Source organism: Blautia pseudococcoides, from assembly GCF_001689125.2.
Classification (GTDB): domain Bacteria; phylum Bacillota; class Clostridia; order Lachnospirales; family Lachnospiraceae; genus Blautia; species Blautia pseudococcoides.
Genome location: NZ_CP015405.2, coordinates 911,226 through 929,087, shown reverse-complemented (window position 1 = coordinate 929,087; position 17,862 = coordinate 911,226). Strand labels below are relative to the sequence as shown.

17 protein-coding genes, 1 tRNA gene and 1 pseudogene are annotated in these 17,862 nt (G+C 46.4%); 4 read left to right on the top strand and 15 right to left on the bottom strand.

Annotated elements, in window-relative coordinates; all coding sequences use genetic code 11:
* Positions 1-5: 5 nt before the first annotated feature.
* A complete protein-coding gene (locus A4V09_RS04260) occupies positions 6-1,694 on the top strand; it encodes a [FeFe] hydrogenase, group A (protein ID WP_065541253.1) in 1,689 nt (562 codons plus the stop codon).
* 421 nt (positions 1,695-2,115) lie between these two features.
* Here A4V09_RS04260 and A4V09_RS04255 read toward each other — a convergent pair whose 3' ends face one another.
* From A4V09_RS04255 to leuB, 11 genes are all read right to left on the bottom strand, one after another.
* A complete protein-coding gene (locus A4V09_RS04255) occupies positions 2,116-2,607 on the bottom strand; it encodes a GNAT family N-acetyltransferase (protein ID WP_065541252.1) in 492 nt (163 codons plus the stop codon).
* A 51-nt stretch (positions 2,608-2,658) separates the two neighbouring features.
* Positions 2,659-3,843: a [FeFe] hydrogenase H-cluster maturation GTPase HydF gene (hydF, locus tag A4V09_RS04250; protein WP_065541251.1), complete on the bottom strand. Its 1,185-nt coding sequence runs from the start codon at positions 3,841-3,843 to the stop codon at positions 2,659-2,661.
* 13 nt (positions 3,844-3,856) lie between these two features.
* The gene (hydG, locus tag A4V09_RS04245) at positions 3,857-5,278 is read right to left on the bottom strand and encodes a [FeFe] hydrogenase H-cluster radical SAM maturase HydG (RefSeq protein WP_065541250.1); all 1,422 of its coding nucleotides are present in this window, start codon (positions 5,276-5,278) and stop codon (positions 3,857-3,859) included.
* Between the two features lie 21 nt (positions 5,279-5,299).
* On the bottom strand, positions 5,300-6,358 hold the full coding sequence (gene hydE, locus A4V09_RS04240) for a [FeFe] hydrogenase H-cluster radical SAM maturase HydE (protein ID WP_065541249.1): 1,059 nt from the start codon (positions 6,356-6,358) through the stop codon (positions 5,300-5,302).
* Positions 6,359-6,361: 3 nt separating this feature from the next.
* Complete coding sequence (locus tag A4V09_RS04235) at positions 6,362-7,597, bottom strand: DUF1015 domain-containing protein (protein ID WP_065541248.1); 1,236 nt, start codon at positions 7,595-7,597, stop codon at positions 6,362-6,364.
* Positions 7,598-7,610: 13 nt separating this feature from the next.
* Positions 7,611-7,778 (bottom strand): hypothetical protein, encoded by a 168-nt coding sequence (locus A4V09_RS24165; protein ID WP_157123446.1) that lies wholly within the window; start codon positions 7,776-7,778, stop codon positions 7,611-7,613.
* A 238-nt stretch (positions 7,779-8,016) separates the two neighbouring features.
* Positions 8,017-9,180, bottom strand: coding sequence for a phosphoglycerate dehydrogenase (locus tag A4V09_RS04230; RefSeq protein ID WP_065541247.1), 1,164 nt, complete (start codon positions 9,178-9,180; stop codon positions 8,017-8,019).
* Between the two features lie 2 nt (positions 9,181-9,182).
* Entirely contained in the window at positions 9,183-10,265 is a 1,083-nt protein-coding gene (serC, locus tag A4V09_RS04225) for a 3-phosphoserine/phosphohydroxythreonine transaminase (protein ID WP_065541246.1), read from the bottom strand.
* A gap of 171 nt (positions 10,266-10,436) precedes the next feature.
* Positions 10,437-12,122 carry a biosynthetic-type acetolactate synthase large subunit gene (gene ilvB, locus A4V09_RS04220; RefSeq protein WP_065541245.1) on the bottom strand — a complete coding sequence of 562 codons (1,686 nt, stop codon included), beginning with the start codon at positions 12,120-12,122 and terminating at the stop codon, positions 10,437-10,439.
* Between the two features lie 35 nt (positions 12,123-12,157).
* Positions 12,158-13,825: a dihydroxy-acid dehydratase gene (ilvD, locus tag A4V09_RS04215; RefSeq protein WP_065541244.1), complete on the bottom strand. Its 1,668-nt coding sequence runs from the start codon at positions 13,823-13,825 to the stop codon at positions 12,158-12,160.
* Positions 13,826-13,872: 47 nt separating this feature from the next.
* The gene (gene leuB, locus A4V09_RS04210) at positions 13,873-14,955 is read right to left on the bottom strand and encodes a 3-isopropylmalate dehydrogenase (RefSeq protein ID WP_065541243.1); all 1,083 of its coding nucleotides are present in this window, start codon (positions 14,953-14,955) and stop codon (positions 13,873-13,875) included.
* Between the two features lie 326 nt (positions 14,956-15,281).
* Between leuB and A4V09_RS04205 the strand changes: the two genes are divergently transcribed.
* A tRNA-Gly gene (locus tag A4V09_RS04205) sits at positions 15,282-15,352 on the top strand.
* Positions 15,353-15,449: 97 nt separating this feature from the next.
* Here the strand turns inward: A4V09_RS04205 and A4V09_RS04200 are convergent.
* Complete coding sequence (locus A4V09_RS04200; protein WP_065541242.1) at positions 15,450-15,695, bottom strand: site-specific integrase; 246 nt, start codon at positions 15,693-15,695, stop codon at positions 15,450-15,452.
* Between the two features lie 97 nt (positions 15,696-15,792).
* Here A4V09_RS04200 and A4V09_RS04195 point away from each other — a divergent pair, with 97 nt between their 5' ends.
* Complete coding sequence (locus A4V09_RS04195; RefSeq protein WP_065541241.1) at positions 15,793-16,011, top strand: hypothetical protein; 219 nt, start codon at positions 15,793-15,795, stop codon at positions 16,009-16,011.
* Between the two features lie 187 nt (positions 16,012-16,198).
* Here A4V09_RS04195 and A4V09_RS04190 read toward each other — a convergent pair whose 3' ends face one another.
* Entirely contained in the window at positions 16,199-16,810 is a 612-nt protein-coding gene (locus tag A4V09_RS04190) for a TraX family protein (RefSeq protein ID WP_065541240.1), read from the bottom strand.
* 98 nt (positions 16,811-16,908) lie between these two features.
* On the opposite strand from A4V09_RS04190, the gene A4V09_RS04185 reads away from it, so the two are divergent.
* Complete coding sequence (locus A4V09_RS04185) at positions 16,909-17,370, top strand: helix-turn-helix domain-containing protein (protein WP_065541239.1); 462 nt, start codon at positions 16,909-16,911, stop codon at positions 17,368-17,370.
* Between the two features lie 67 nt (positions 17,371-17,437).
* Here the strand turns inward: A4V09_RS04185 and A4V09_RS24830 are convergent, their stop codons facing one another.
* Both A4V09_RS24830 and A4V09_RS04180 read right to left on the bottom strand, forming a co-directional pair.
* On the bottom strand, positions 17,438-17,584 hold the full coding sequence (locus A4V09_RS24830) for a hypothetical protein (RefSeq protein ID WP_171285891.1): 147 nt from the start codon (positions 17,582-17,584) through the stop codon (positions 17,438-17,440).
* A gap of 94 nt (positions 17,585-17,678) precedes the next feature.
* A pseudogene (locus A4V09_RS04180) lies at positions 17,679-17,849 on the bottom strand ([Fe-Fe] hydrogenase large subunit C-terminal domain-containing protein); the annotation flags it as partial.
* Positions 17,850-17,862: the final 13 nt, after the last annotated feature.

Genomic DNA, 17,862 nt, shown 5'->3' with positions numbered 1-17,862 from the left:
TTAATATGGGATATATGACGATTGACGGTAGAAAAGTAGAATTTACCGATGAAAAAAATGTGCTTTCCGTCATCCGGAAAGCCGGAATCAATCTTCCGACACTCTGCTATCACTCTGAGGTTTCCACCTTCGGCGCCTGCCGGCTCTGTACTGTGGAGGATGACAGGGGACGTACCTTTGCCTCCTGCTCAGAGGTTCCCAGAGATGGAATGGTCATCTACACCAATTCCGGAAGAATCAAAAAATATAGAAAACTGATCGTGGAGCTGCTGCTCTCCGCCCACTGCCGTGACTGTACCACCTGTGTAAAGAGCGGCGAATGCGTACTGCAGGACCTGGCCCACAGAATGAATATCACGGATGTGCGTTTCCAGAACACAAGGGAAATCCGTCCGCTGGATACCAGCTCTCCCTCTATTGTCAGGGACCCCAACAAATGTATTCTCTGCGGCGACTGCGTACGTGCCTGTTCCGAGATCCAGGGTCTGGGCGTACTGGGATTCGCGTTCCGCGGAACCGATGCCATGGCAATGCCGGCATTCAATAAGACCCTGGCTGAGACTGACTGCGTAAGCTGCGGCCAGTGCCGTATCTACTGTCCGACCGGAGCCATCAGCGTCAAGACCCATATGGACGAAGTGTGGGAGGCCATTGCTGATCCGGATACAAGGGTTGTGGCCCAGGTAGCCCCGGCCGTACGTGTTGCAGTAGGGGATGCCTTTGGCCTTGACAAAGGAAACAGTGTCATGGGCAAGCTGGTAGCTGTCCTGCACCGTATGGGATTTGATGAAGTTTATGATACTGCGTTCAGCGCGGATTTGACAATTATGGAAGAGTCCAAGGAATTTCTGGAGCGTCTGGGTGACAGCTCAAAACTTCCGCTGTTCACCTCCTGCTGCCCCGCATGGGTGAAATTCCTCTGTGACCAGTATCCGGAGTATAAGAACAACCTCTCCACCTGCCGTTCTCCTCAGGAAATGTTCTCTGCAGTCATCAAAGAGTATTACCGGGGTTATGAAAAGAATCAAGGCAAGAAAACAGTGGTTGTTTCCATTATGCCATGTACAGCCAAGAAAATGGAAGCTGTCCGTCCAAACAGTTTTACCCACGGAGAGCAGAACACAGATATTGTTATCACTACCACAGAATTAATCCGAATGATCAAAAACTCCGGTATTGAGTTCCCGACTCTGATTCCGGAAGCTTGTGATATGCCGTTCGGTTTTGGTTCCGGTGCCGGTGTTATCTTTGGCGTTACGGGTGGTGTGACAGAAGCTATGCTCCGCCGTTTTGCAGACAAGCATGACAAGGCAACCATGGATACCGTTGCGGAAACAGGCGCCCGGGGGGAAGAGGGGATCAAAGAATTCTCCGTCACTTACAAAGGCATTCCGCTGAATGTCTGTGTGGCCAGCGGCCTGGCTAACGCCCAGACTGTCATGGAGAGGATCAAGAGCGGTGAAGCCCACTACCACATCGTGGAGATCATGGCCTGCCGCCGCGGCTGTATCATGGGAGGCGGCCAGCCGCCGAGAGCCGGAGACCGCACAAAAGCAGCCAGAAAAGACGGTCTCTACAAAGCGGACAATGTTACCAGTATCCGTAAGGCTGACGAAAACCCGCTGATCATGTCACTGTATGATACTCTGTTAAAGGGCAAAGAGCATGAGCTGCTGCATAATGACAGTTACTAAAGCGGATTTGTAAATAGCAGTATATGAAAAATAGTGCAGCGGGAATCAGTACCCCCCGCTGCAAAAAAAGAACTTTCTGCCTGGCCGTCTTACAGCAGGACAGAAAGTTCTTTTTTTGTATAAGTATTTATTTTTATGGCCTTTCCACCACGATAAGGGGAACCATCATCTCCTGCACTGTCATACCCGCTGATCAGAACGGAACATAGGAAGATTTCCGGAATAGGCAAACCCCTTATTGGAAATCCCCACAGCCAGATGATCACCTGACAGCTCCCGGAATTCTATCGTGCTGTTTGAAGAATCCATCTTGTTTCAGATGAAACTCCAGTGCATCGCAGTCCATCCAACAGAACCACTCCCATATTCTTATACTCTTTTTTCATCCACGCAGGGTAAAGCCCTATTGGAGCATTTTTTCCTATTTATTTCTCAGCGGTTCCAAATCCATTACAAATTCTATCTCATGCATCAGAGGAATTCCGTTTGCCCCTATAAGAGGGATCTCCGGTTTTAGCTTTCTTGAAAAGTTCAGGGCATTGTGATACAGATGGGCCATATCAAACCCGCAGCGCTGGTAAAACCGTATGGCCTGGATGTTGTCATTTGTAGTGATCACCACAAGCCTTCTGCATTTTTTCCTTCTTGCAGTCTCTTTTATCCTCTCAATTAAGGTTCTTCCGATACCTCTTCCCTCCTGGCGGCTGTCCAGGGATATGATTTCACAGATGCCGTCCCTGATCAAATACGTCAGAAGTCCCACAATATTTCCCTTTTCCCAGACAACAATGCCCTCTGTCCTGGTCATATCCACAACACTGCCGCGAATGACCATCTCCGCTGCATGCCATTGGCTTTCTATAAATTCATTGACGCATTCCCGGTTTGTCTCATCAATCGCAACAAACTCCATAAAGATATCCTCCCGCCCGGTACAGTGATCTGTCCCTGTATCCGTTACTCATCACCGGAATATTTCCAGGCTCCGCTGCAAAATACCGTTCATATGCGCAATGGCTATGCCGTAATTTGTCATGGGTACCCCCTGTGAGCCAGCCTGATTTCTGCGCCACTGCATTTCACGCTCATTGAGCATACAGCCTCCACAGTGCACCACCAGCCGGTACGGTGTCAAATCTTCCGGAAATCCGGTTCCGGAGGTAAATACAAACTCCGGCGTCTTTTTGGTATGCGTTTCAATCCAGCGAGGCATCTTCACAGTGCCGATATCATTGCACTGCCGGTGATGGGTACAGCCTTCACTGATCAGCACTTTATCTCCGTCCTTCAGATCATCAAGCGTATAAGCGCCTTTCAGTGCACCGTCCAAAATTCCTTTGTACCGAGCAAACAAAATAGAGAAAGAAGTGAGCGGTATAGCCGCCGGAACTGCTCTGCTCATTTTGCCGAACACCTGACTGTCCGTAATCACAAGCCGCGGTTTTACCCCAAGACGCCCGAGCACATCCTCCACTCTGTCATCCTGCACGGCAAGAGGCACTGCCCCGGTATCCAAAAGTTCTCTGATGACCTGCTGCTGCGGTAAGATCAGTCTGCCTTTCGGCGCTGCTTTATCAATGGGAATCACCAGGAGCACAAAGTCCCCCGGTGATACCAAATCCTTTACAAGGGGATGCTCCTGCCCCTCTCCTGCAAGGCTTCCCAGTTTCTCCTTCAGCTCAAAGATGTGGATGCCTTTCTGGGCGCTCACATAGATTTCATGGTCTGTCTCCGGTATTTTTTCCTCCGACAGTAAATCCATCTTGTTATAGACCAGCAGATAAGGCAGCTCTCTCTTCTCAAAGAGTTCTATCAACTGCTGTTCCATGGGGGTCAATTCTTTCCCGGCCTCTGCAACCAGGACTGCAACATCGGTTTTGTGGAGCACCTGCTCTGCTTTCTTTACTCTGAGGACGCCAAGGCCTTCCTGGTCATCATCCATACCCGGCGTATCAATCAGTAAAACAGGGCCTATTGGCAGAAGCTCCATAGCTTTTTGCACCGGGTCGGTGGTTGTCCCCTTAACATCAGATACCACTGCCATATCCTGTCCCGTAACCGCATTGAGCAGGCTGGACTTTCCGGTGTTACGGCGTCCGAAAAAGCTGATATGTACCCGGTTTGCGGAGGGTGCTGCATTCAGACTCATGTGTATCCTCCTCTCAGAAACGGAAATCCCTCTCTCCATTCTCAATCTTTGCCAGGCGCTCTACTACGATCTCTCTTGTCCTCTCTCTTGGAATGTTTACAAGCTCAGATTGGATCAGCTCTTCCCCGATTTTTCTTGTCTCCGGGCCTGCATAATCCATGAGGAACTCTTTCAGGGTCATCAGCGCATTGGGATGACAGCAGTTCTGGATCTGTCCTGTTTTACACAGACTCATAAACCGGTCACCCGTTCTGCCTTCCCTGTAACATGCGGTACAGAAGCTGGGAATATATTTCATATCCATCAGCCAGTGCACCACCTCGTCCAGGGTTCTCTTATCAGACACGTCGAACTGTTGGGAATTCTCCTCTTCCGGCTCCGGTTCGCTGTAACCGCCCACACTTGTTCTGGAAGCGCCGCTGATCTGGGAGATTCCCAGGTGAAGCACTCTCTCCCTGCACTCTTTGCTTTCCCTTGTGGAAATGATCATACCTGTATACGGCACTGCAATTCGGATACAGGCAACCAGTTTAGCGAAGATGTCATCATCAATGCCGTTATCAAACGCAGAGGGGTCTATATCGTCCGCATGTTTCACTCTCGGAACACTGATGGTGTGAGGTCCCACACCATGGACAGCTTCCAGATGCTCTGCATGCATAAGAAGCCCCGCAAATTCATAGCGGTACATCTCCAGCCCGAACAGTACCCCAAGACCTACATCGTCGATACCGCCTTCCATAGCTCTGTCCATGGCCTCTGTGTGATAATCGTAATTGCTCTTGGGGCCTGTGGGATGAAGCTTTTTGTAGCTCTCTTTGTGGTAGGTTTCCTGGAAGAGAATGTAGGTGCCAATGCCGGCATCTTTCAGTTTTCTGTAATCCTCCACTGTGGTGGCGGCAATATTTACGTTTACACGGCGGATCGCCCCGTTTTTATGTTTGATGCTGTAAATGGTTTTGATGCTCTCCAGTATGTATTCAATGGGATTGTTCTGAGGATCCTCGCCCGCTTCCAGGGCTAGGCGCTTATGGCCCATATCCTGCAGAGCTGTTACCTCTTTTACAATCTCCTCCTGTGTCAGTTTCTTTCTGGCTATATGTTTGTTTTTCCTGTGATAGGGACAGTACACACAGCCGTTGATACAGTAATTGGACAGATAAAGGGGCGCAAACATAACAATCCGGTTTCCGTAGAAATCCTTTTTAATCTGTTCAGCCAGTTTATAAATCTCCTGGTTTTTCTCCTCGATGTCGCAGTTCAGCAGTACAGAAGCTTCCCTGTGGGTCAGGCCCTTACGAAGCTTTGCCTTCTCGATGATCTGGTCAATAAGCGCCTCATTGTGCTTATTTGCCTCAGCATAGGCAAGTGTCTCCTGGATTTCTTCGTGAGAAATAAATTCCTCTGCTTTCAGTGATTTCGGATCGTAACTCATTTTTACCCTCTCCTTTTCTCTTTACCGGGTATCCATTTTAGTGTCTCCCCGGTCTACGGTCACTTCACAGCCAATTTTCTTCATACAGCTGCGAAGAAGTTCCAGTTCGGCGGCATTTTCTGCGCCTGTGTAAATCTTATGGTCGTACAGTTCGTATTTTCCCTGTACCAGTGAAGCCGATAAGTTTGGCATCACCACATTGGCCCCTGCCAGTATCCCCCGCTCCCTCCCGTCATGGGAAATGGTTCCAAGGGCAGTTGTGGCAGGTAGAAGGACTTTGGGAAGCAGCAGGCGGATCAATCCCAGTAGATACAGGGTAAGCTCTGCGCTTCCCGGTGCCTGATTCCCCAAAGGAGTGTCCCTGTGCGGAATAAAAGGCCCGATCCCCACCATGGCTGGCTGGAATTCTTTTAAAAAGAGCAGTTCATCTGCCAGATTTTCCGCTGTCTGTCCCGGTGTTCCCACCATGAAGCCGCATCCTGTCTGAAATCCAATGTCCTTTAGATTTTTCAGGCATTCCTGCCTGTGAGCATAGGACATGGAAGGCGGATGCAGGGTTTTATAGTGTTCCTCGCAGACCGTCTCATGTCTGAGCAGATACCGGTCCGCCCCAGCTTCAAAATATCTTTCATAACTTTCCCTCTCCTTTTCCCCAATGGAGAGAGTCACAGCACAGTCGCTGTATTTTTTCTTTATGGTACCGACCAGTTCTGTGATTCTGTCATCCGTATACCAGGGATCCTCACCGCCCTGCAGCACAAAAGTTCGGAAGCCAAGGGAATAGCCCTTTTTGCAGCACTCTAAAATTTCTTCCCTCCCAAGGCGGTAACGCTCTGCCCTGCGGTTCCCTTTTCGGATCCCGCAGTAATAACAGTCGTTTCTGCAGTAATCGGTAAACTCGATCAGTCCTCTTATGTAAATGCGGTTTCCGTAAAATTTCTCCCGCATCTGTACTGCCTTTTCAAACAGATAACCGGCAAGGTCTTCATTCCGCTTTTCGATCAGCTCCGTATAGGTTTCCCTGTCCAGGGATTCCCCTGCTTCCAGACGGTCGATTTTATCATATAAATGCTCTCTCATATTCTATATCCTGTGGATAAACAGTCCGCTTCTGAGTTTCGGCTCAAACCAGGTGGATTTTGGCGGCATGAGCTTTCCGGCGTCTGCAACAGCAAAAAGCTCTGCCATGGAAGTGGGATACATGGAAAAAGCTGCTTTACAGTCTGTCAAAACACGTTTTTCCAGCTCACCCAGCCCCCGGATCCCTCCAATAAAATCAATGCGCGGGTCTTTTGCCGGCTCCCGGATTCCCAATACAGGCTCCAGCAGATTATTCTGCAGCAATGCCACATCAAGTCCGTCCACCACATCCGGGGAACGATATTCGTCCTTTATGTTGAGTGTATACCACCTGCCACCCAGAAACATGCCGAATTCACCCTTTTGCCGGGGAGATACCGCTTCTGTTCCGGGTTCTGATACAAAGAATCGTTCTCTTACTTTTTCCAGGAACTCCTCCTCGGAACAGCCATTTAAATCTTTCACCACCCGGTTATAATCCAGGATCTCCAGCTCCTCATCCGCAAACAGGGTACACAGGAAATAATTGAAAGGCTCCCTGCCCGTATAATTGGGATTCTCCTGGCGCCGTTTCAGCCCCGCTTTGATGGCTGAGGCTGCCCTGTGATGGCCGTCTGCAATATAAATGCCGTCCATGGCCCGGAAGGTTTTTTCTATCTTGTGGGTCATGGCCGACTCATAAATCATCCATCCCCTGTGCCGGATCCCATCCTCTGATACAAAGTTAAAAATAGGAAAATCTTTCTTTTTCACCTCTATCAGGTGTCTGAAATCCGCATTTGCACGGTACGCCAGGAAAATAGGACCTGTCTGTGCCTCCAGTACATCCACGTGGCGAATGCGGTCCAGCTCTTTCTCTACCCTGGTATTCTCATGCTTTTTGATGATACCGTTCATGTAATCATCAATGGAAGCACAAGCCACGATCCCTGTCTGTACATGTCCGTTTCTGGTCAGCTCATAGAGATAAAAATTCGGGTCCACATCCTGAAGAAAATCTCCGTCTTCCATCATGTTCCAGAATATCTTTCTGGCCTTTTTGTAAACCTCAGGCGCATACATATCCACATCATCCGGAAACTGTGTCTCCGGCCGGTCAATTTTCAAAAAGGAATATGGATTTTTTTCGGTTACCTCTTTCGCCTCTTTTCTGTTATATACATCATAAGGCAGTGCGGCGATCTGTGATGCCAGGTTTTCCTGGGGACGCACTGCACAAAATGGTTTTACTACCGCCATTATCTGCTCTCCTTTATAATTTTTTCTCCATAACATGGGCAGCAACTTCGCAGACACCATTGAATACCTTCCCAAGCCGCTTATGGTTTCTTCTAAGCGCACCGCAAAAAGATTTTATCCGCTTTGCGCTGCGGACTCTCTTCTGTATGAATGTTTCCGGTTTTTTCTTTTTTCTGCTCATTTTCACACCCCAAATAGATTGATGTCTTTTTATAACGCTATAGTAAAATTATACCGTATATAGTCTTAAAATACAATGAAATAGGCACAATTATTGTTGCTATTCACAGGCCACTGTCCCGGGAGGCGTTTTCCCCAAGGGGACGCTGCGCGATGCATAGCAAAAGGCCTGCCCTGAAACCGAAGTCTCAGGTCAGGCCCAACGATAACTCATTCTGCCATAAATAATATCACAGCTATTATTTTACAATACGGACACGATAAACACCGTGTATATTTTTCAGCTCTTTTGCCACCTCACCGGATATAGGGGTGGACACATCTATGAGCGTATAGGCAAAGTCACCTTTACTCTTATTGGTCATGTTGGAGATATTCACGCCCGCATCACCCAGCACCCTGGTGAACTGGCTGATCATGTTTGGAATATTTTTGTGGTTGATGGCAATTCTTCCCACATCCACACAGGCACCTGTATCACAGTCCGGATAGTTTACGGAATTCTTGATATTTCCGTTTTCCAGAAAGTCCATAAGCTGTTTCACTGCCATCACTGCACAGTTATCTTCTGATTCCTCTGTGGATGCTCCCAGATGAGGAGTTACCAGAGTATTGGGCGTGCTGGTCACCAGCGGATTGGCAAAGTCTGTCACATATTTTTTTACTTTGCCCTCTTTCAGTGCCTCCGCCAGAGCTTCCTCATCTACCAGCAAATCTCTTGCAAAGTTCAGGAGAACCACACCCTCTTTCATCTGGGCGATCTCATCCGCGCCGATCATCTTTCTTGTAGATTCGATCAGCGGTACATGAATAGTGATATAATCACATTCTTTGTAGATCACATTCAGGTCATTGATGTGGTGAATACTTCTGGAAAGATTCCATGCTGCATCTACAGAGATAAACGGGTCATAACCGTATACTTCCATTCCAAGATGTACGGCTGCATTTGCCACCTTTACACCGATGGCGCCAAGGCCGATAATACCCAGCTTTCTGCCGCTGATCTCACAGCCGGCAAACTGTTTTTTCTTTTTCTCAGCCAGTTTTCCGATATCTTCTGTGGCATCCTGATGCTCCAGCCATTCAATACCGCCCACAATATCTCTGGATGCCAGCAGCATTCCGGCAATGACCATCTCTTTTACACCGTTGGCGTTGGCTCCGGGTGTGTTGAAGACTACAACACCGTCCTTTGCGCACTCCTCCAGCGGAATATTGTTGACGCCAGCACCTGCCCTGGCGATAGCAACCACATTCTTCGGAAGCTCCATCTCATGCATGTTTGCACTTCTTACCAGAACGGCGTCGGCATCTGATATATTGTCTGTGCTCTCGTATTTGGCCGGGAAATACTCCAGTCCTACACTGGAAATTGGATTTAAGCAGTGATATCTGTACATGATCAAGCGTTCTCCTTTTCAAATTTTTTCATGAAAGCAACCAGCGCCTCCACACCTTGTATCGGCATGGCATTGTAAATGCTGGCACGCATACCGCCTACACTTCTGTGGCCTTTCAGATTTACAAATCCTGCCTCTGTGGCCTCTTTTATAAATTTTGCATCCAAATTTTTATCCCCTGTGACAAAAGGCACATTCATCAGCGAACGGGAAGCCGGTTCCACTGTTCCTCTAAACATTGCGCTCTCATCCAGGTAATCATAAAGGATTTTGGCCTTTTTCTCATTATGCTCTTTCATGGCTCCCAGACCACCCTGTTTCTTCAGCCACTGGAATACCTTGCCGCACATATAGATCCCGTAGCAGTTAGGTGTATTGTACAAGGACTCTGCATCTGCATGTGTCTTGTATGTCAGCATGGTTGGTGTGCCGGGAAGAACATCCTCTGTGATCAAATCCTCGCGGATAATGGCGATCACCACACCGGCAGGACCAATATTCTTCTGTGCGCCGCCGTAAATAACACCGTATTTTTCCACATCCATAGGTTCGGAGAGAAAGCAGGAGGAAACATCAGCTACCAGAGTTTTACCCTTTGTATTCGGCAGTGTTTTAAATTTTGTTCCGTAGATCGTATTGTTTTCGCAGATGTACACGTAATCCGCATCCGGGCTTATGGGAAGATCAGAGCAATCCGGAATATAGGAATATGTCTTATCCTCAGAGGATGCAGCCTTGTTTGCTGTCCCGTACTTCTGTGCCTCCTGCCATGCCTTTTTCGCCCACTGGCCTGTGACAATGTAGTCAGCCACTTTATTTTTCATCAGGTTCATAGGAATCATGGCGAACTGCTGATGGGCACCGCCCTGCAGAAATAATACTTTATAGTTGTCAGGAATGTGCAGCAGTTCTCGCAAATCTGCCTCTGCAGTATGTATAATATCCTCGAATGCTTTGGAACGGTGGCTCATCTCCATCACGGACATGCCTGTTCCCTTATAATCCAGCATCTCTGCTGCTGCTTCCTGCAGCACTTCCTCCGGCAGAACCGCCGGCCCTGCTGAAAAGTTATAAACTCTGCTCACTTGTTGTTTCCTCCTCTATCATCTTACTCTTGTATCACTCTAAAGCATTTCTAATAGTAACGCCACATGCCCTTTTTGAGGACACGTGGCATAAATTGCTTGACAAGAAGTATTCTACCTCTTTGTTATATTATTGTCAATAAAAACATTTGTCTTTCTGTAAAAGACATGCTATTTCTGTTTTGCTTTCAGGTCTTCCTCATCAAACGCATCCTCAATGTTGGCGCCTGCCGGCACCATTGGAAACACCTTGTCGTCGCTGTCGATCATACAGTCCATAACAACCGTTGTATTTAACTCAATGGCTTTTGCCAAAGCTTCCCTGAGTTCTTCCTTTGTGGTCACGCGGATCCCCACTGCCCCCATAGCTTCCGCCAGTTTTACAAAATCAACTTTATCCTTTAATACTGTATTGGAATATCTGCCTTCATAGAACAAAGTTTGCCACTGCCGAACCATTCCAAGGACCTGGTTGTTGATGACCACCTGAATGAGAGGAACATCATTTCTTGTGGCGGTTGCAATCTCATTCATATTCATGCGGAAACAGCCGTCTCCTGCCACATTGATAACTACCTTGTCAGGATTGCCCATCTTGGCACCTATGGCTGCACCCAGGCCGTAGCCCATGGTTCCCAATCCGCCTGAGGACAAAAATGTGCGGGGTGTTTTATATTTGTAATACTGGGCAGCCCACATCTGATGCTGCCCCACCTCTGTAACGATTATGGCATCGCCTTTTGTCTGATGGTAGATTTCCTCAATAATAGCCGGACCGCTTAGGCCCTCCTCATTGTAGCGCAGAGGATATTTTTCTTTCAGCTCCTCAACGTATTCCAGCCACTCCTTATGTTCTTTCTGCTCCAGCATGTCATTGAGGCGTTTCAGCACTTCCCTGGCATCTCCCACAACACTGCAGTCAACCAGCACATTTTTATTGATTTCTGCAGCATCCACATCAATCTGGATCACTTTTGCGTTCCTGGCAAAGTTCCTGGTATTGCCGGTTACACGGTCGCTGAATCTGGCGCCAACAGTAATAAGCAAATCACATTTTGTCACGCCCAGATTGGAAGCCTTGGTTCCATGCATACCCAGCATACCTGTGTACAGCTCATCTTCTCCGGAGAACGCGCCCTTTCCCATAAGGGAATCTGTTACAGGTGCCTGGATCTTATGGGCAAAAATGCGCAGCTCCTCCCAGGCATTTGCTGCGATGGCTCCGCCGCCCACAAAAATGAAGGGACGCTTTGCCTCCTGGATCATGTCCGCAGCCTTCGCCAGATCTGCCTCTTCGATCTCGGCCACAGAGGGTTTCACCGGCTTCGGCACTATATTTTCAAAGTCTGTCTTGGCCGCAGTTACATCCTTGGTAATATCCACTAGAACCGGGCCGGGACGTCCGCTCTTCGCAATGACAAAAGCACGGCGGATTGTTTTTGCCAGCTTCTTCACGTCTTTTACAATAAAACTGTGTTTTGTAATAGGCATAACGACGCCTGCTATGTCCACCTCCTGGAAACTGTCTTTTCCAAGAAGGGGAACCCCCACATTACAGGTAATGGCAACGACGGGGACGGAGTCCATGTGCGCCGTTGCGATCCCTGTCACAAGGTTGGTGGCACCTGGGCCGCTGGTTGCAAAACATACTCCCACTTTTCCTGTGGAACGGGCAAAGCCGTCCGCTGCATGGGCTGCGCCCTGCTCGTGGGAAGTGAGTACGTGATGAATCTCATGGCTGTGTTTGTATAGCTCATCATAAATATTCAGAATCGTTCCGCCCGGATAACCAAAAACGGTATCTACACCCTGCTCTTTTAAACATTCGATTACTATTTCTGCTCCTGTCAACTGCATATTGAAATCCTCCCAACCGTTATCTTTTTTTGTTTTTATTTCTGGATTTCCAGAACGGCGCCCCTGTTTCCGCTGGTTACCATAGCCGCATAGCGTGCCAGGTATCCCGTGTTCACTTTCGGCTCTCTTGGCTGCCACTCAGCTTTTCTCTTGTCCATTTCCTCCTCTGAAACTGCCAGTTCCAGCTTATTTTCCGGAATATTGATGCGGATGATATCTCCCTCTTTCACAAGGGCAATAGGACCGCCTACGGCTGCCTCCGGAGAAATATGGCCAATAGAAGCCCCACGGGAAGCGCCTGAGAACCGTCCGTCCGTGATCAGAGCCACGCTGGAACCAAGTCCCATACCTGCAATAGCGGATGTTGGGTTCAGCATCTCTCTCATGCCCGGACCGCCTTTTGGTCCCTCATAACGGATCACCACAACATCCCCTGCTACGATTTTGCCGCCTTTGATGGCATCAATGGCATCTTCCTCGCAGTCAAAGACTCTCGCGGGACCTTCGTGCATCATCATCTCCTCACAGACTGCAGAGCGTTTTACCACCCCGCCGTCCGGTGCCAGATTGCCGGTCAGGACCGCAAGACCGCCTGTCTGGCTGTAAGGGTTCTCTACAGGACGGATAACTTCCGGGTTCCTGTTTTCGCAATCCTTAATATTTTCACCTACTGTTTTTCCTGTCACTGTCATACAGTCTAAATTCAGCAGGTCTTTTTTCGTAAGCTCGTTCATGACTGCATATACACCGCCGGCCTCATTTAAGTCTTCTATGTAGGTGGGCCCTGCAGGTGCCAGATGGCACAGGTTGGGCGTCTTCGCACTCACTTCATTAGCGAAGGTAATATCAAAATCCCATCCGATCTCATGGGCGATCGCCGGCAGATGCAGCATACTGTTGGTGGAACATCCAAGAGCCATGTCAACAGTCAGAGCATTCATAATAGCGTCTTTTGTCATAATGTCCCGGGGCCGGATATTCTGTCTGTACATTTCCATTACCTGCATCCCTGCATGTTTTGCCAGTTTGATCCTCTCGGAATATACAGCCGGAATGGTTCCGTTTCCATTTAATCCCATACCCAGCACCTCTGTCAGGCAGTTCATGCTGTTTGCAGTGTACATACCGGAACAGGAGCCGCAGGTGGGGCATACTTTATTTTCAAACTCTTCCACTTCCTCTGCTGTCATGGTTCCCGCACTGTAGGAACCCACAGCCTCGAACATGGAGGAAAGACTTCTCTTCTGACCATGCACACGGCCTGCCAGCATGGGGCCGCCGCTTACAAATACGGTGGGTACATTGATTCTGGCTGCTGCCATCAAAAGGCCCGGCACATTCTTGTCACAGTTGGGCACCATAACCAGAGCGTCAAACTGATGTGCCATAGCCATAGCCTCTGTGGAATCTGCGATCAAATCTCTGGTCACCAGAGAATATTTCATTCCTGTATGTCCCATGGCAATACCATCGCAAACAGCAATAGCCGGAAACATGATAGGGGTTCCCCCTGCCATAGCAACACCTAATTTTACGGCATCCACAATTTTATCCAGGTTCATGTGGCCCGGTACAATCTCATTGTAGGAGCTGACAATACCTACCAGCGGCCTCTCCAGCTCCTCTTTTGTCATTCCCAGGGCATTGAACAGGGAACGGTGCGGTGCCTGCTGCATGCCTGTTTTTACTGCATCACTTCTCATACTCATTCACAATCCTTTCTGTTATCCGATTTTATCTCATTCAAATCTCAGATTCTCTCTGCGATCAAATCTCCCATCTCTTTGGTACCCACCTGTTTCATACCATCTGCCATAATATCCACTGTGCGGTATCCCTCAGTAAGGACTTTCTGTACAGCTGCTTCCACAGCATCTGCCTCTTTGTCCAGGTCCAGAGAGTAGCGCAGCATCATGGCTGCTGATAAGATAGTTGCAAGAGGATTGGCAATTCCTTTTCCTGCAATATCGGGAGCAGAACCGTGGCTCGGCTCATAAAGCCCGAATTTTGTCTCATTTAAGCTGGCTGAGGAGAGCATTCCGATGGAACCTGTCACCATGCTGGCTTCGTCAGACAAAATATCACCGAACATGTTCTCTGTGAGAATGACATCAAACTGACCCGGATCATGGACAAGCTGCATAGCACAATTATCCACCAGCATGTGTTCCAGTGCCACCTCCGGATAGTCCTTTGCCACCTCTTCCACTACCCTTCTCCAGAGTCTTGATGAATCCAGTACATTGGCTTTGTCCACGCTTGTGACCTTTTTATTTCTTTTCATGGCAATATCAAATGCCTTGACAGCAATCCTGCGAATTTCATTTTCATTGTATGTAAGGGTATCAACGGCTGTTGTCACACCGTTTTCCACCACGGTTTTTCTCTCACCAAAATACAGGCCGCCGGTCAGCTCTCTGACAATGATCATGTCAAATCCATCACCGATCACTTCCTCCTTAAGAGGGCAGGCACCTTTCAGTTCATCGTACAGATAGGCCGGACGTAGATTAGCAAACAGATTCAGGGCTTTTCTGATCGCTAAAAGTCCTGCCTCCGGACGTTTTGAAGGCTCCAGCTGATACCAGGGAGAGGTTTTGGCATCTCCTCCAATGGACCCCATAAGCACAGCATCCGAAGCTTTTGCAGTCTCCACAGCCTCATCTGTCAGCGGCACACCGTGCACATCAATGGAAGCCCCGCCCAGCAGCACCTCCTCATAAGAAAAGCTGTGACCATAGACTCCGCATACCTGATCCAGTACCTTTTTAGCCTCTGTCACAATCTCGGGTCCGATTCCATCACCTGGGATCAATGCAATTTTATAGTTCATGAGATTCTCCTCCTGTCGTACAATTGTCGTATATTATCGCAATATAGTATTTTAATTATGATAATCCTTTTTCACTTATATTTCAAGGCATAATAAGGCAGTCTGCTATTCTTTTTCGTTATATAAGCTATAACAGTTCAAAAATACTCTTGCAAATAGAAATATTTTGGATTATAATATTCTCAACGCATCAGTTCCGGGAGGAGTGCGGTCAGCGTTTACGCCCGTATCTGCGGTGTCTCGGTTCACACATATGAATATCCCGGAGGAACACGCGCAGGCTGGTGCATGTCAGGGAATTTCATTTTCCTTAATTATACTTGTATGCAGATATAGTTCATCGGTAGAACGCCAGCTTCCCAAGCTGGAGAGGCGGGTTCGATTCCCGTTATCTGCTGTTGAGTGCTTGCAGTAAAAAGCTTGAATTTAAAGGCTTTTTACTGCTTTTTCTTTGCTTCTTCATCCCCGATTTTTTGATTACTTTGATTACCTTTTTACAATGAAGTAACCTTTTCATCCATTTGCGCTAAAACTCTTCGTTTTTCTTCCATACTTGCAATATCATATGTGTAATTATTTTCATTCACTATAGATGTTTGGCCGAGCATTGAAGATACAACTACCGTAGGTACTCCCATATTTTTTAGATTGGATGAAACTGTACGTCTTAATGCATGTACGCCCTTATAGGGTATCCCCACCTGCTTGCATTTTCGTAAAGCGCAGGATGCGATCGCCATAGAATGTATCCTGCCTAAACTCTTTACATTTCCAATAATACCCTGTATATTTATCTGTATAAATATATAGAGGTATGTATAGAGAGAGGTATGTTAAATGGCAAGAGGAAGAAAAAGTTATACTACGGAACAAAAGATTGAATTAATAGAAGCTCAGATTGCTGAATATAGTGATAAATTAAAACAGGCAAAAGCTGAATTGAAGGAACTGGAATCTATAAAAGAACAGGAAGATTTAATTGCTTTAAAGACACTGATTGATGAATCCGGAAAAAGTATTGATGAAGTGAAGGAAATGCTTAATGTAAGTGAATAAATTCATATAATAAAAAGACCGCAATACAAATCTTAAGTGCTGCATTGCGGTCTTTATAATAAAATCCTCTAAAGGAGTTTTTTACTGTAAAACCTCAAAATACAGTTACTCCATCTTTTTCATATATCAAGACTTCAAGTTTACCCAAACTATAAGTATTTGCTTTTTTATGTACAAAACTTTCTCATTATGATACAGAAAACTTAAATGAAATAATACTTAATATAATTAAATGAAGTGGATAATAGAGATAAAAAAAATACCTCATCCCAATACCCCTTTTTCCATTATATGAAAGAATGAATGGAATAGACAATAACATCATCCAGACATAATTATCATATAATAGAGAATGTTCATAAATATTCATTGGTGCAATATTTAATATGGTAACAGATATAAAAAAAAATATTTCACCAAGAATATGCCCTGATATGCGGTCCAAATAATTTCTAGTTCTTTCTAATATGTTAAATTGAAACAATGCTGTATATGTTACTGCAAATCCAGTGAATGATAAAGATAATAGTAGTTTGCGATTATGAAAAATATAAAATAACAAAGACAGAATTATAAATAACAATCCACCTTCGACATAAAATACACTTCCCAGTAATGGTGCTACAACACGTACGATAAATTCTTCGTTAAAATTGGAGATGGAAATCCCCGCGATCTCTGCCAGTTTCTTCTGCGTCATATCCCTTTTGGCCAGTTCCGTCACCAGTTTCACTCTGTCAATTCGCATTTTCTCACCTCCGTTATAAAGCATTTGCTTAACTACCTTTTCATCATACATTAATCTTATGCTTTAGTCAATGTCCATTTTTAATCTTTTGCTTTATTTTCTATTTATACCATGTTATTATATAAAGAAGATTGGGAGGTGAAGTTAAAATGACAATCGGTGAAAAAATCCGTAACGCAAGGAAAACAGCAAAAATGACGCAAAAGGCATTGGGCAGTTCTCTTGGAGTATCTCCTCAAATGATCGCTCAATATGAATCCGGAAAACGCCAGCCCAAAATAGAGCAGCTACAAAAAATCGCGGCTGCTTTAAATATCCATATTTCTGTTTTTTTAGAAGAAATGTCAGAATCGGAAAAAATAAAAAGCACTTGGGAACGGATCAAAGATAATGATACGAAAAGAAAAGAACTTCTTATTGAGATATTAAAAACTCATAATTATAAAATAGAAAATAAAGATATTCACTGCTTAATGATAACTGACAGCCAAGGATTTGGTTTCTATGTGAATCCATCAGATTTTCAGGATATGGCGCTGCGCTGTGACAAAGACATATGTTATAATATTGAAAAGCTATTATGTAGTTCAAGAGAAATACCAACTTTCTAAGCACAAAAACCTGCTAAAAAAGTATTGACTTTTGTTAGCAGGTTTTTGTGCTTTTTGCGGCACTATTTTAAACCTGCCTGATTTTCGGCTCCACAGCCTCAGATCTGGCATTATGCTGCTGGTTCTGATTCTCGGGTTTCACCTTCTGGGTAATACTGTTGAAGGTTTCATTTGTTTTTTTTCTGTTTAACGCTTCCTGTTGTTTTTTATCCATTTTGTCACCTCGGCATTAGAATGTTTTTCACACACAGTATCCCCAAAGGCTATGTATTTTATGTATTATTCTGAACGCTCACTCCTGCGTTCCGCATGGTGGGAAGTGCACATTCCTGTTTCTTCGCCACGCACGGCATAATGGACAGACAGAAAATCCTCTCCGGGTCCACATCCAGTAATTTAGCATAATAGATCTTCGCAACAGCACCGAGCATCTGCTGCGGTGATTTGGCTGTAGAAAGCTGCTCCACCAGATCCGGGTACTGCTCATATCTA

Excerpts from the sequence above, each read along its gene's own strand:
- A4V09_RS04260 (WP_065541253.1), top strand. The coding sequence starts at position 6 with ATGGGATATATGACGATTGACGGTAGAAAAGTAGAATTTACCGATGAA.
- A4V09_RS04255 (WP_065541252.1), bottom strand. The coding sequence starts at position 2,607 with ATGGAGTTTGTTGCGATTGATGAGACAAACCGGGAATGCGTCAATGAA.
- hydF (WP_065541251.1), bottom strand. The coding sequence starts at position 3,843 with ATGAGTCTGAATGCAGCACCCTCCGCAAACCGGGTACATATCAGCTTT.
- hydG (WP_065541250.1), bottom strand. The coding sequence starts at position 5,278 with ATGAGTTACGATCCGAAATCACTGAAAGCAGAGGAATTTATTTCTCAC.
- hydE (WP_065541249.1), bottom strand. The coding sequence starts at position 6,358 with ATGAGAGAGCATTTATATGATAAAATCGACCGTCTGGAAGCAGGGGAA.
- A4V09_RS04235 (WP_065541248.1), bottom strand. The coding sequence starts at position 7,597 with ATGGCGGTAGTAAAACCATTTTGTGCAGTGCGTCCCCAGGAAAACCTG.
- A4V09_RS24165 (WP_157123446.1), bottom strand. The coding sequence starts at position 7,778 with ATGAGCAGAAAAAAGAAAAAACCGGAAACATTCATACAGAAGAGAGTC.
- A4V09_RS04230 (WP_065541247.1), bottom strand. The coding sequence starts at position 9,180 with ATGTACAGATATCACTGCTTAAATCCAATTTCCAGTGTAGGACTGGAG.
- ilvB (WP_065541245.1), bottom strand. The coding sequence starts at position 12,122 with ATGCAGTTGACAGGAGCAGAAATAGTAATCGAATGTTTAAAAGAGCAG.
- ilvD (WP_065541244.1), bottom strand. The coding sequence starts at position 13,825 with ATGAGAAGTGATGCAGTAAAAACAGGCATGCAGCAGGCACCGCACCGT.
- leuB (WP_065541243.1), bottom strand. The coding sequence starts at position 14,955 with ATGAACTATAAAATTGCATTGATCCCAGGTGATGGAATCGGACCCGAG.
- A4V09_RS04200 (WP_065541242.1), bottom strand. The coding sequence starts at position 15,695 with ATGGCGATCGCATCCTGCGCTTTACGAAAATGCAAGCAGGTGGGGATA.
- A4V09_RS04195 (WP_065541241.1), top strand. The coding sequence starts at position 15,793 with ATGGCAAGAGGAAGAAAAAGTTATACTACGGAACAAAAGATTGAATTA.
- A4V09_RS04190 (WP_065541240.1), bottom strand. The coding sequence starts at position 16,810 with ATGTATGATGAAAAGGTAGTTAAGCAAATGCTTTATAACGGAGGTGAG.
- A4V09_RS04185 (WP_065541239.1), top strand. The coding sequence starts at position 16,909 with ATGACAATCGGTGAAAAAATCCGTAACGCAAGGAAAACAGCAAAAATG.
- A4V09_RS24830 (WP_171285891.1), bottom strand. The coding sequence starts at position 17,584 with ATGGATAAAAAACAACAGGAAGCGTTAAACAGAAAAAAAACAAATGAA.